9 protein-coding genes are annotated in these 13,009 nt (G+C 70.9%); 6 read left to right on the top strand and 3 right to left on the bottom strand.

The window, feature by feature from the left end; genetic code table 11:
* Positions 1–97 precede the first annotated feature (97 nt).
* A complete protein-coding gene (locus tag AB0C62_RS37145; RefSeq protein WP_362980918.1) occupies positions 98–1,099 on the top strand; it encodes a DNA-3-methyladenine glycosylase 2 family protein in 1,002 nt (333 codons plus the stop codon).
* Positions 1,100–1,386: 287 nt separating this feature from the next.
* On the opposite strand, the gene AB0C62_RS37140 is transcribed toward AB0C62_RS37145, so the two are convergent.
* On the bottom strand, positions 1,387–2,469 hold the full coding sequence (locus tag AB0C62_RS37140) for an NDP-sugar synthase (RefSeq protein ID WP_362980916.1): 1,083 nt from the start codon (positions 2,467–2,469) through the stop codon (positions 1,387–1,389).
* Between the two features lie 177 nt (positions 2,470–2,646).
* The gene (locus tag AB0C62_RS37135) at positions 2,647–4,011 is read right to left on the bottom strand and encodes an N-acetylmuramoyl-L-alanine amidase (protein ID WP_362980914.1); all 1,365 of its coding nucleotides are present in this window, start codon (positions 4,009–4,011) and stop codon (positions 2,647–2,649) included.
* A 128-nt stretch (positions 4,012–4,139) separates the two neighbouring features.
* On the opposite strand from AB0C62_RS37135, the gene AB0C62_RS37130 reads away from it, so the two are divergent.
* From AB0C62_RS37130 to AB0C62_RS37115, 4 genes are all read left to right on the top strand, one after another.
* Positions 4,140–4,895: a TIGR03089 family protein gene (locus AB0C62_RS37130; RefSeq protein ID WP_362980912.1), complete on the top strand. Its 756-nt coding sequence runs from the start codon at positions 4,140–4,142 to the stop codon at positions 4,893–4,895.
* 137 nt (positions 4,896–5,032) lie between these two features.
* On the top strand, positions 5,033–6,307 hold the full coding sequence (locus tag AB0C62_RS37125; RefSeq protein WP_362980910.1) for an LCP family protein: 1,275 nt from the start codon (positions 5,033–5,035) through the stop codon (positions 6,305–6,307).
* Positions 6,308–6,552: 245 nt separating this feature from the next.
* A complete protein-coding gene (locus AB0C62_RS37120) occupies positions 6,553–8,304 on the top strand; it encodes an LCP family protein (RefSeq protein ID WP_362980908.1) in 1,752 nt (583 codons plus the stop codon).
* Between the two features lie 124 nt (positions 8,305–8,428).
* Positions 8,429–10,162: an LCP family protein gene (locus tag AB0C62_RS37115; RefSeq protein ID WP_362980906.1), complete on the top strand. Its 1,734-nt coding sequence runs from the start codon at positions 8,429–8,431 to the stop codon at positions 10,160–10,162.
* An 87-nt stretch (positions 10,163–10,249) separates the two neighbouring features.
* Here the strand turns inward: AB0C62_RS37115 and AB0C62_RS37110 are convergent, their stop codons facing one another.
* Positions 10,250–11,314, bottom strand: coding sequence for a glycosyltransferase family 2 protein (locus tag AB0C62_RS37110; protein WP_362980904.1), 1,065 nt, complete (start codon positions 11,312–11,314; stop codon positions 10,250–10,252).
* A gap of 178 nt (positions 11,315–11,492) precedes the next feature.
* Between AB0C62_RS37110 and AB0C62_RS37105 the strand changes: the two genes are divergently transcribed.
* On the top strand, positions 11,493–12,995 hold the full coding sequence (locus tag AB0C62_RS37105) for an LCP family protein (RefSeq protein WP_362980902.1): 1,503 nt from the start codon (positions 11,493–11,495) through the stop codon (positions 12,993–12,995).
* The last annotated feature ends 14 nt before the right edge of the window (positions 12,996–13,009 follow it).

Here is a 13,009-nt window from a genome sequence, read left to right as displayed (position 1 = left end):
GGGTCGCGTCCGGTGGGTGGTCTCGCGAACGGTGCGTTTTCGGCCACGCGAGCGCCTACCCTCGTAGGGCACCCCGAGCACCCCTAGGACCTCATCCGTGGCTGGACGTTTCGCTCCCCGGCCGACGCGCACGACCGTGCGCGGCGGGCACGTCGTGGTGCCCGGCGGAGTGCCGCGACAGGCCACCGAGCCCGCCCGCGTCCGCACCTGGGCCCCCGACGGACCGCTCGACCTCGGGCTGGTGCTCGGGCCGTTGCGTCGCGGCCCCGGCGATCCGACGTTCCGTACGACACCCGACGGCTCCGTGTGGCGGGTCTGCCGCACGCCCGCCGGGCCCGGCACCCTGCGCGTGACGCTGCGCGGCGGAACGGCCCGGGGCGAGGCCTGGGGGCCCGGCGCCGACTGGCTGCTCGACCGGCTCCCCGAACTGCTCGGCGCTGCCGACGATCCCGACGCCTTCGAACCCCGGCACCGCCTCGTCGCGGTCACCCGGCATCGGCGGCCGGGGCTGCGGCTGGTGCGGACCGGGCTCGTCATGGAGTCGCTGATCCCGTCCGTCCTGGAGCAGAAGGTCACCACCGACGAGGCGTACCGGGCGTGGCGGCTGCTCGTCCGGAAGTTCGGCGAGCCCGCGCCGGGGCCCGCGCCCGAGCGGATGTACGTGATGCCGGCGCCCCGGACCTGGGCGCTGATCCCGTCCTGGGAGTGGCACCGCGCCGGTGTCGACGACAAGCGGGCGTCCACCGTCCTGCGGGCCGTGCGGGTCGCTCCCCGGCTGGAGGAGGCCGTGCGGCTCGATCCCGTGCGGGCGCGGGAGCGGCTGGAGCTGGTGTCCGGGATCGGGCCCTGGACCTCCGCGGAGGTCGTGCAGCGCAGTCACGGTGCGGCCGATGCCGTGACCGTGGGGGATCTTCATCTGCCGGGGATCGTGGGGTACGCGCTGGTGGGGGACCGGGACGCGGACGACGCCTTGATGCTGGAGTTGCTGGAGCCCTATGCCGGGCAGCGGCATCGGGCGGCTCGGCTGATCCTGTTGTCGGGGCGGACGCCTGCGCGGCGCGTGCCCAAGATGCCCCGGGGTGACATCGGGAAGCTCTAGGCGTGCCTCGCCTTCGGCTTCGTCCGCCCGGCTTCCCTGGTGTCCCCGGGGTCCGCCACCTTTGCCTGGCTTCCCGTGGGCCGGGGATCCTTGCTCGGCTCGGGCACAGCGGTTTTTCGCCCCCTCCGCCCCTGCCCTTCCCGTACCTGGGGCTCCGCCCCAGACCCCGCTCCTCAAACGCCGGAGGGGCTGAAATGTCGCGAGCACCGGAGGAGCTGAAAGATTGCGAGCGCCGGAGGGGTGGGGCTGGTCCCTCCGGCTGCGCCCTCTTTCCTCTGCTCGTTCTTCTACTGGTCCGACGAGAAGCGGAGTGCTCCCGCGGGGATGTGGGCGTCGCACCAGATGCGGACTCCGTCGCGGAGTTCGTTGTCGGGGCCGACGGTCGCGCCGTCGCCGATGACCGCGCCCGTGAGGATCGTGCGTTCGCCGATGCGGGCGCCGAGGCCGACGAGGGAGTCCGTGACGACCGCGCCGGGCTCGACGACCGCTCCGGCGAGGATCGTGCTGCCGGAGATCCGGGCACCCTCGCCGATCCGGGCGCCCTCGCAGACGACCGTGCCGCCGGTGAGCTTGGCGTCGGGGGCGACCGTGGCCGTCGGCAGGACCAGGCGGTCGCCGCAGCGGCCGGGGACCGCCGGGGACGGGGCGCGGCCGAGGACGAGGTCGGCGGAGCCGCGGACGAACGCCTGCGGGGTGCCCAGGTCCAGCCAGTACGTGGAGTCCACCATGCCCTGGAGGTGGGCGCCGGTGGCCAGCAGCTCCGGGAACGTCTCGCGCTCGACGGAGACGGGACGGCCCTCGGGGATGGTGTCGATGACCGAGCGGCGGAAGACGTACGCCCCCGCGTTGATCTGGTCGGTGACGATCTCCTCGGGGGTCTGCGGCTTCTCCAGGAACGCGGTGACGCGGCCGGTGGAGTCCGTGGGGACCAGCCCGAACGCGCGCGGGTCCTCGACACGGGTGAGGTGCAGGGAGACGTCCGCGCCCGTCGTCTCGTGGGTCGCCACCAGGGCCGGGATGTCCAGCCCGGTGAGGATGTCGCCGTTGAAGATCAGGACGGGTTCGTCGGGGCCCGAGCGGAGCCGGGACGCCACGTTGCGGATGGCGCCGCCGGTGCCGAGCGGCTCCTCCTCGGTGACGTACTCGAGGTGGAGGCCCAGCGAGGAGCCGTCGCCGAAGTACGGCTCGAAGACCTCGGCGAGGTAGGACGTCGCCAGCACGATGTGCTCGACGCCCGCCGCGCGGGCCCGCGCCAGCTGATGCGTCAGGAAGGGGACTCCGGCCGCGGGCACCATCGGCTTGGGCGTGTGCACCGTGAGGGGGCGCAGCCGGGTGCCTCTGCCGCCGACCAGGAGGATCGCTTCTGTCACCTGTCGTCTCTGCTTCCTGCCGGGACCGGCCGAACTGTGTTCCGGCCGGCCAGTGTATGCAGACTGTTCGATGGCGCCTTCGATGGCCGTGCGGTCTCCGTCGAGGGGCCGTGCTCGTGACGTCAGGTGATCCCCGGCCGGCCGGGCGGTGCCGGCGCCGCCGGTTCCGGGCCCTGCCTACCGGCCCTGGTAGCGGGCCGCCGTCTTCCGTGCCGAGCCGAGCTTGCCGTAGAGCAGCCGTCCGGGGCACTCCGTGGCGAACCCGTCCCGATGGCCGGAGATCACATTCAGTCGTACGTTCTTTCCCTTTCGGTAGAGATTGCCACCGCCCGACTTCAGGTATGTCTTGCCACGCGGATTGCCACCGTAGAGACCCAGCTTCCAGGCCGTCAGACGGGCGATGGCCTTGAGCGACGCGTCGGTCGGCTTCGTGTTCTGGAAGGTGCCGAGGACGGCGATCCCCATGCTGTTCGTGTTGAAGCCGAGGGTGTGGGCGCCCAGGACCGCCTTCGCGACGCCCCCGGCCCGGCCTTCGTAGATGTTTCCGCACTTGTCGACGAGGAAGTTGTAGCCGATGTCACGCCAGCCGCTGCTCACCACGTGGTAGCGGTAGATACTGCGGATGACCGAAGGCACCTGGGAGCAGCTGTAGTTGTTGCCCGACGCCGTGTGGTGCACGAAGGCCGCCTTGACCTTCTTCGTGTAGACGAAGCCGCGCTCGCGCAGCTTCTCGTTCGCGCCCCAGCCCTTGCGGGTGATGATGCGCGGGCGTGCGCCGATGTACGGCTTCACGCGCTGTACCGCGGAGTCCGCGGACAGGTACGCGCGCTCCGTCTCCTCCTGGGTGAGCGCGCCGATCTCGGTGGCGTCGGCGGCCGGGACCTCGTCCGAGGCGCCCGCGCGTACGCTCCCGGCGCGCGTGGCGGGATGCGCGCCCCCGGCCCGGTCGGCCGCGTGGACGTCCGCACGGCCCGGCGGTCCGCCGGGGTCGATCAGTTCGAGGTGCAGGCCTCTGGGGAGCGGGGTGTCCGGGGCCGTGCCCGCGCGCTCCCCGCCCTCGGGTGCCTCGCGGGGCGGCCCGTCAGCGTCGACGCGGACCTCGACGCCGTCCGAGGCGCCGACCCACAGCGGGGCGGTGGCGCCACGCACGCGCCGTGAGGCGCCCTCGGCGGTGTCGGGGTCGGCGCCGTGCTCGTGGTTGTGGGTGTCGACGTCCTGCCAGCCCGACCAGTGGCCGGTGCCGGCCGCCCGGGTGCGGACCTGGACACGGCCGCGCAGCTCGCTGCCCGGATCGTCCCAGATGACGCCGACCAGGGAGAAGGGCCGGGCGTCCCGGCGACCGAGGCCCTGTTCGGGTGCGGCGGCTCCGAGGGCGCGGTCGCCGGACAGGGGGACGAGGGGCAGGGACTGGGTGCTGCCGGGGACGGAGGTCTCGGACGTCACCGCCGACGGCCCGGCCTGTGCCGGAGCGGGCAGGGCGAGCGGAAGGGCGAGAGCGGCCGCGCAGGTGACGCCGACCGAGGAAGCAAGGAATCCACGCATGCCCCTGATCTTGGACATAGTCATACATATCTGTCCATCGCGGAATTGACGGACCGTCGGACGCGCTCCGCCGAACCGGTGGCTCGCGCCGTCCGTGCCGCGTGGCGTCCCCGCGTACGCTTGCGCGCGTGAACGCCACCGACCGCACCCCCGCCGACCTGCTGCGATCCGCGCTCTCCACGGATCCGGCGCGCCCCCTGGTGACCTTCTACGACGACGCGACGGGTGAACGCGTCGAATTGTCCGTGGCCACCTTCGCCAATTGGGTGGCCAAGACGGCCAACCTGCTACAGGGCGAACTGTCCGCCGAACCCGGCGAGCGCGTCGCGCTGCTGCTGCCCGCGCACTGGCAGACGGCCGTGTGGCTGCTCGCCTGCTCCTCGGCGGGTGTCGTCGCGGACATCGGCGGTGACCCGGCCGCGGCGGACCACGTCGTCGCGGGGCCGGGCCGGTTCGAGGACGGGCTCGCCTGCTCCGGCGAACGGATCGCGCTGTCCCTCGCCCCGCTCGGCCGACGCTTCCCGGCCCCGCCCCCGGGGTACGCCGACTACGCGGTGGAGGTGCCGAGCCAGGGCGACCGGTTCGCGCCGTACGCTCCGGTCGACCCCGAGGAGCCGGCGCTGATCGTCGCCGGAGCCGCCTACACCGGCGCGGAGGTCGTCGAGCAGGCCCGCTCCGACGCTCCCGGGCTGGATCTGACGGGACCCGGCTCGCGGATCCTGTCCGCGCTCCCGTACGAGACCTGGGAGGGCCTGTCCGCGGGCCTCTACGCACCGCTCGCCACCGGCGGCTCGGTGGTGCTGTGCCGCCACCTGGACCAGTTGGGGGACGACCGCCTCGCGCAGCGGATCGAGAGCGAGCGCGTGACGGCGACGGCCCGCTAGCGCGTGCCCGACGGCCCCGGGGACCCGGGGCCGTCGCCCGTTCGGCCCATCACCGGCCCCCCTCACCAGCCACTTCGGGACATGGTCGTAGGAGCAGCAGACACGCTCGTACACCAGGAGGGGTGGTGGATTCCGACGTGACCGACTCCGAAGGCACTCCCTCCGGACGTCCGGAGGGGCCGGTGCCGGGAGCGTCGCCCACCGGGACCGGGCTGATACGCCGGCGCAGACGCTGGCTGCGCTACACCGCGATCGGCGTGGCCGTGGTGGTGCTCGGCGCGGGGGTGGCCGGCTGGGTGGTCTACGAGAAGCTGAACGGGAACATCACGGCCGACGACGACGCGGCGGCCGAGCTCGCCCGGTACGAGAAGGAACGGCCCACGGCGCTGGTGCGCGGCGCGCAGAACATCCTGATGATCGGGTCGGACTCGCGCTCGGGCGCCGGGAACAAGAAGTACGGCCGCGACTCCGGGACCGAGCGCTCCGACACCACGATCCTGCTGCACCTCGCGGCGGACCGGCGCACCGCCACCGCCATGTCGCTGCCCCGCGACCTGATGGTGGACGTGCCGGGCTGCCGGCGCCCGGACGGCACCCGTACCGAGCCCATGTTCGCGATGTTCAACTACGCGTTCCAGGTGGGTGGTTCGGCCTGCACGATCCGGACCGTCGAGAGGCTCACGAACATCCGCGTCGACCATCACATGGTGGTGGACTTCCACGGCTTCAAGGACATGGTCGACGCGGTGGACGGCGTCGAGGTGTGCCTGAAGAAGCCCATCGACGACAAGGCGGCGAAGCTGCGGCTGCCCGCGGGCAAGGTCGTGCTCGACGGCGAGCAGGCGCTGGGCTACGTCCGCGCCCGCAAGACCATCGGCGACGGCAGCGACACCGACCGCATGGACCGCCAGCAGCGGTTCCTCGGCGCGCTCGTCAACAAGGTGCGCAGCAACGACGTCCTGCTGAACCCGGCGAAGCTGTATCCGGTCCTGGACGCGGCCACCTCGTCGCTCACCACCGACCCGGGGCTCGCGAGCCTGCGCGGCCTGTACGACCTGGTGCGCGGCATGCGGAACATCCCCACGCAGAACGTGCAGTTCCTGACGGTGCCGCGGACGGCGTACGCCCTGAACGCCAACCGGGACCAGCTCGTGGAGCCCGAGGCGACCCAGCTCTTCGAGCGGCTGCGCACGGACGAGCCCGTGACGGTCACGAAGGAGTCCGCGGAGAAGGCCGCCGAGGGCCCGCTCCCGCATTCCGCAACTCCGTACGAGAACTCCCCCTCTCGTCACCGGACGCAGTCGAACAGCGACGGTAGGTCGATGCTGTTGCTGCCGGGCGCCTCTACAGGAACGCCTGATCCGGCGCCGACTTTCCGGGGTAACACAGCGGCCGAGGACGCCTGCGGGTAAAGCGCGCGCCAAGGTGGGGAACAGCTGAGCTAAGAAGTCTCTGAGAAATAGGGCGGATTGCCCGGTTGTAGGGACGTTGAATTTGTCACGCTCGTGGCTCGACGCTGAACTGGGCGGATAGTGTGAGCGACCCGGTGCACCCGGCCACGAGGTTCTCCTTGTGGGTCGCGCATCGCTGACCGAGACCCGAGCGCCTTTTGAGGGGGAAAGGCGCCGCGTGGCCCCGACGGAGGATTCAGACAACCGTGGACGCGCAAGGCCGTGGGCGGGCGGACAACATCGATCCCGCAGACCAGTGGGTGCTCAACCCGAACACCGGCGAATACGAGCTGCGACTGACCCCTTCCGGAGCGCAGTCGGGAGTGCCGCGTCCGCGCAGGGGTACGCCCCCTTCGCAGGCACGCACCCGGACCGAACCGGGACGGGATCGCGCGGCGCCGGGGCGGGAACGTGAGGCGCCGGGCACCGACGTGCCCGGGCCGCGGCGACGCCGTGGCGAACCGCCGGAGCCCGAGCCGGGGCGACGGCGCGGACGCACCAAGCCGAAGAAGAAGTCGAAGGCGAAGAAGGTCCTGCTGTGGACCGGCGGCACGATGGCCTTCGTGCTGATCGCCGCCTCCGGTGCCGCGTACGCCTACCTCAAGCACCTCGAGGGCAACGTCCAGGCGACGGACATCGGCGACTCCGGCAAGGACGGCTTCAGCAAGGACGAGGCCTTCAACATCCTCATCATCGGTACCGACAAGCGGACCGGTAAGGGCAACGAGGGCTACGGCGACAAGAACAGCGTCGGGCACGCCGACACGAACATCCTGTTGCACGTCTCCAAGGACCGGACGAACGCGACCGCGATGAGCATCCCGCGCGACCTCATCGTCGACATCCCCGAGTGCACGACGAAGCTGGACGACGGCACCGAGAAGAACATCGGGCCTTCTCAGAACGTCCGCTTCAACACGAGCCTCGGGCAGGAGGACCGCAACCCCGGCTGCACGATGGACACGGTCAAGGCCGTCACCGGCATCTCGGTGGACCACTTCGCGATGGTCGACTTCAACGCGGTGAAGACCCTGACCAGCGCGGTGGGCGGTGTGGAGGTCTGTCTCGCGAAGGACGTCGACGACCCCGACTCGCACCTCAAGCTGTCCGCCGGCAAGCACACCATCGAGGGCGAGCAGGCCCTCGCGTTCGTGCGCACCCGGCACAGCTTCGGCAACCAGGGCGACCTCGACCGCATCAAGGTGCAGCAACAGTTCATGGCCTCCCTGATGCGCAAGATGAGTTCGAGCAACACCCTCACCAGCCCCACCAAGCTCATCAAGCTGGCCGAGGCGGCCACCAAGGCCCTGACCGTGGACACCGGCATCGCCAAGGTCGACACGCTCAAGGACATGGCCCTGGAGCTGAAGAAGGTACCGCCGAAGAACATCACGTTCACGACGGTCCCGGTGATCGACAACCCCGCCGACGGCGTGATCCACAAGACCGTGATCGTCAACCCGACGACGTCCCAGCCGGTCTTCGACGCCATCAAGAACGACGTCTCCTTCACCGCCGTGAAGCAGAAGGCGAAGAAGGAGAAGGCCGAGGTGGCCGCCCGTCTCAAGGGCTCCCGCTCGTCCGCCTCCGACGTCCGCGTCGACATCTACAACGGCGGCGCCGAGGCCGGCTCCGCACAGGAAACTCTCAACTGGCTACAGAACACTGAGGGCGTGCTCAAGTCCAGCCAGCTCGGAAACGCCGACGAAACACTCGACAAGACGAGCCTGGAGTACTCTCCCGACCAGGCCGACCAGGCACGCAAGCTGGCGGACCTCATGGGGCTGCCCGCTTCGGCGATGAAGCCGGGCAAGAGCGAGAAGAACGCTCAGGGGCTGCCGGCGATCGTGCTGACCCTGGGCAAGGACTTCAAGGGCGCCGGGGTGCCGCTGACGGCTTCGACGAAGGCGCCTGACGTGGACAAGTCCACGGCGGACAAGACGGTGTGCGCCAAGTGATGACCTAACGGGTCCGAGAAGCGTCCTACAGGGCGCGAGAGACCGGCCGGCCGGACGTTCTACGCGTCCGGCCGGACGTACGACGGATCCGTTTGTCAGGCGCAGGGTGGGGAGGGGTGGGGAGATGGCGCAGAGCAGTGTGCGTGGGGAGGGTGCACGACCACGTGTCCGGCGGGCCGGCGAATCGGGCTGGGACGAGGACCTGTACGAGGAGGGCGACGAGCCCGTTCGTACGGCCGTCACCGAGCACGGGCCGGCCAGGGGTGACACGTCCGGGCGGGCCGAGGACGACTCGTCGGCCGCACCGCGCAAGCAGGACCGCGGCGGCGGGGGCCGGGGCGGACGACGGCACGGGGGCGGCGGCCGCCCCCGGCGCAGACGCCGAATACTCCGCTGGTCGGCGATGGTCCTGGCGCTGCTGATACTCGGCACCGCCGGCGCGGGCTATCTCTACTACCGGCATCTGAACGGGAACATCAAGAAGGACGACCTGAACATCGGCGACGACAAGAACCGGGCACCGGCGCCGAAGCCGAACGCCGCGGGCCAGACGCCGCTGAACATCCTTCTGATCGGTTCCGACGGCCGTAACTCCAAAGAGGACCAGAAACTCGGCGGCGCGAAGGACACCTTCAACTCGGCGCCGCGCGCCGACGTCCAGATGCTGCTGCACCTGTCGGCGGACCGCTCCAACATGTCGGTCGTGAGCATGCCCCGGGACACGCTGCTGCAGATCCCCGAGTGCACCGACCCCCACACCGACAAGACGTATGCCGCGAGCACATCACTCACGATGACGAACGACTCGCTGGGCCGCGGGGGCCCCGGGTGCACGGTCGCCACGTGGGAGAAGCTGACCGACATCCACATCGACCACTTCATCATGGTCGACTTCGCCGGAGTGGTGTCGATGGCCGACGCCATCGGAGGCGTCCCGGTGTGCGTGGACGCCAACATCTACTCGCACACGTCCAACGGCCACGGCTCCGGCCTGAAGCTCAAGAAGGGCACCACGTCCGTCCAGGGCAAACAGGCCCTGGAGTGGCTGCGCACCCGCTACGGCTTCGAGGACGGCAGCGACATAGGCCGCACCAAGGCCCAGCACCAGTACATGAACTCGATGGTGCGCCAGCTGCGGGAGAACGCGACGCTGAGCAACCCGGGCAAGCTGAAGAACCTCGCCGAGACCGCCACCGACGCGTTGACCGTCGACGACGGACTCGGCTCGGTGACCAAGCTCTACGACCTCAGCAAAGAGCTGAAGAAGGTCCCGACGGACCGCATCAACATGACCACGATGCCGTGGGTGTACTCCTCCGACGGCAACCGGGTGCTCCCCAAGCCGACCGACGCCGACAAGGTCTGGCGGCTGCTGCGCGAGGACATCGCGCTGGACGGCGTCGGGAAGAAGAAGCCCAAGGAGCGGACGTCGAAGGATCCGGCCGCGGCGGACGACCAGATCGCGGTGCGGGTGCAGAACGGCACCCGTACCGACACGCTGGCGCCGGTCGGCGGACGGGCGAGCACGGTGACCGCGCTGCTCACCGGCAAGGGCTTCGCCCGGGCCACCGCCGACCAGACGACGGCGACCGCCGAGGACACCACCCTGATCCGCTACCCGAGCGCCGACCTGGAAGGTGACGCCCTGCGCGTCGCCAAGGCCCTCGGTGTCCCGTCGACCGCCGTGGAGAAGTCCGCGGACGTCTCCGGGGTCACCCTGGTCGTCGGGGCGGACTGGCGGGACGGCACGAAGTACAAGGCCCCGAAGGACGACGACTCGACGCCGTCCTCGGCCAAGCTCGACAAGGGCTCGGACACCGGCGCCTGCATGCACGTCAACCCGGACTACACCTGGTAGGAACGGCGACGGCCTCCGCGGGGAACCGCACGACGCAGTCGGGCCCCTCTCGTTTCCGAGAGGGGCCCGACTCGTGTGCGGGACAGCTCAGGTGGAGCTGATGGACGGCTCGGTCGAGGGCTCGGCAGGGCCGCTGAGCACCGCCGGACGCCGGGACGCGATGACCTTCCGGGCCAGCGCCTTGGGGCTGGTGAGGAAGCCCCAGCCCCACGACATGTGCATCGTCGCCAGGGCGACGGGGATCTGGAGGCGGGCCTTCACCGGCAGCTTCCTGCCCGCGGGCAGCGAACCGAGCGCGATGGCCGCGAGATAGCCGGCGGGGACGACGAAACCCCACGGGGTCAGCACCGCTCCGACGACGACGCCCGCGGCGATCGCGCACACCGCGGTCGGCGGGGCGAGGTAGCGCAGGTTGATGGAGCCTTCGTGGTACCGGGCGACGACGTGCCGCCAGCGGCCGTAGTCCTTGTACTGCTTGGCCAGCGCCTTCACGCTCGGCCGCGGCCGGTACGACACCCGCAGTTCGGGCGAGAACCAGATGAGGCCGCCCGCCTCCCGGATCCGGAAGTTCAGCTCCCAGTCCTGGGCGCGGATGAACTCCTCGTTGTACCCGCCCTGTTGCTCCAGCGCCTCGCGCCGGAACACCCCGAGGTACACGGTCTCGGCCGGAGCGGCGTCACCGCCCGTGTGGAAGGCGGCGTTGCCCACACCGATCTTCGACGTCATGGCCGCGGCGACGGCGTGCTCCCAGTCGTTCTCGCCCTCGGCGTGCATGATGCCGCCGACGTTCTGCGCGCCGGTCTCCTCCAGGAGCCGTACGGCGGTGGCGATGTAGTTCGGGGAGAGGATGCCGTGGCCGTCGACACGGACGACGACGGGATGCCGGGACGCCTTGATCGCGGCGTTCAGCGCCGCGGGCGTGCGCCCGGTCGGGTTCGGCACGGTGTGGACCCTCGGGTCCTCCCGGACGAGTTCGGCCGCGATCTCGTCCGTCCGGTCCGTCGAGGGACCGATGGCGATCACGACCTCCATCTCGCCGTCGTACCGCTGCGCCAGGATCGCTTGGACGGCCCCGCGCAGATGCCGCTCCTCGTTGAGGACGGGCATGATCACAGAAACGGCGGGAGACCGCACGTCAGACTTCTCGCTCATCGAGCGTCACGTTACCGCGAACGGGGGACACGGGCGCGCGCCGCCCGGTCCGAGGACCGGGCCGCAGATCGTATGGGCCTACCGTTCACACGGATCCCCCACGCCCAGCGGTACGCGGCCTCGCCCGGCCTCGCGGAACGCGTCCCTCCCCCGTCCAGCCTCGCGGAGGTGTCCCCCCTTGCCCACGCCGCCCCGCTCCCCCGCACGCCCTCAGCGCCCCTCTCAGTCGTCCCCCGCACGCCGACCGGCCGTCCGGTCCGACGGCCGCCCCACGCGCCCCGTGCGCCCCGTACGGCGCAAGAAGCCACGCTGGGCCATGCGGGCGGTGACGACCGTCTCCGTGGTGGTCCTCGCCTCGGCGGGCATCGGGCACGCGGTGGTGACCAGCCTGGACGCGGACATCGCCCGGGTCGACCCGTTCAAGGACATGAAGAACCGGCCCGAGGCCGGGAACGGCATGAACGTGCTCCTCGTCGGCACCGACGGCCGGGACAAGATCACCGAGGCGGAGCGGCGGAAGTACCGGCTCGGCGGCGCGCCCTGCCACTGCACCGACACGATCATGATCGTGCACATCTCGGAGGACCGGGAGCGCGCCAGCGTCGTCAGCCTGCCGCGCGACTCGTACGCCGAGACGCCCGCGCACACCGACGCCGTCACGGGCAAGCGGCACGAGCCGCACCCCATCAAGCTGAACGCGGCGTACGCGGAGGGCGGCCCGACCCTGACCGTGCGGACCGTCGAGAACATGACCCACGTGAAGATCGACCACTATCTGGAGGTCGACTTCACCAGCTTCATGAAGACGGTGGACGTCCTCGGCGGTGTGAAGGTCTGCACCGTGCAGCCCCTGAAGGACAGCTACACCGGCCTCGACCTGGCGCCGGGCTCGCACGTGCTGGGCGGCGGCGAGGCGTTGCAGTTCGTCCGGTCCCGGCACGCGGACGGCTCCTCCGACCTCGGCCGGATGCAGCGCCAGCAGCGCTTCCTGGCGGCCCTCGTCGACCAGGCCACCTCGTCCGGGGTGCTGCTGAACCCGATGAAGTTCCGCGACGTGACACGGGCCGTGCTGGGCTCGGTGCGGGCCGACAAGGGCTTCGGGACGGACGAGCTGCTGGACCTCGGCCGGGCGATGCGGAACTTCTCGCCGTCCTCCTCGGAGTTCACGACCGTGCCGATCGGACAGATGGGGTACGTCGTCAAGGGCATCGGTTCGACCCTGAAGTGGGACCCGGCGAAGTCGACGAAGCTCTTCGAGGCGCTGCGCGAGGACAAGCCGCTCACCGAGCACAAGGCCCCGCGGCAGCAGGCCGTCCGGGTCGACGTGGCCCCGCAGCAGATCCGCGTCCAGGTGGAGAACGGGACCGCCACCTCGGGGCTCGGCAAGCAGGTCGACAGCGCGCTGGCCGCCACCGGATTCCGCACGACGCACCAGCCCACCACCGCCCAGGACCGGACCATGCAGCGCACCGTCGTCGCGTACGACCCGCGCTGGGACCGCTCGGCGAAGTCGCTCTCGACGGCGCTGCCCGGCTCCGAACTGCGCGCGGTCCCCGGACAGGGCCCGCTGCTGAAGGTGATCGCCGGCTCGGACTTCGAGAAGGTCACGCGGGTCCGCGCGGACGACCCGGGCCAGGGCGAGTTCGGCGCGGTGACGGGCGACCAGGTGGTGTGCCCGTGACGGTGGTGTGTCCG

The organism is Streptomyces sp. NPDC048643 (assembly GCF_040650615.1).
Taxonomy (GTDB): domain Bacteria; phylum Actinomycetota; class Actinomycetes; order Streptomycetales; family Streptomycetaceae; genus Streptomyces.
This window is presented reverse-complemented; position numbering and strand designations above follow the sequence as displayed.

What these genes read in the sequence shown, in the direction of transcription:
- AB0C62_RS37115 (WP_362980906.1), top strand. Translation starts at nt 8,429, where the DNA reads ATGGCGCAGAGCAGTGTGCGTGGGGAGGGTGCACGACCACGTGTCCGG.
- AB0C62_RS37110 (WP_362980904.1), bottom strand. Translation starts at nt 11,314, where the DNA reads ATGAGCGAGAAGTCTGACGTGCGGTCTCCCGCCGTTTCTGTGATCATG.
- AB0C62_RS37135 (WP_362980914.1), bottom strand. Translation starts at nt 4,011, where the DNA reads ATGCGTGGATTCCTTGCTTCCTCGGTCGGCGTCACCTGCGCGGCCGCT.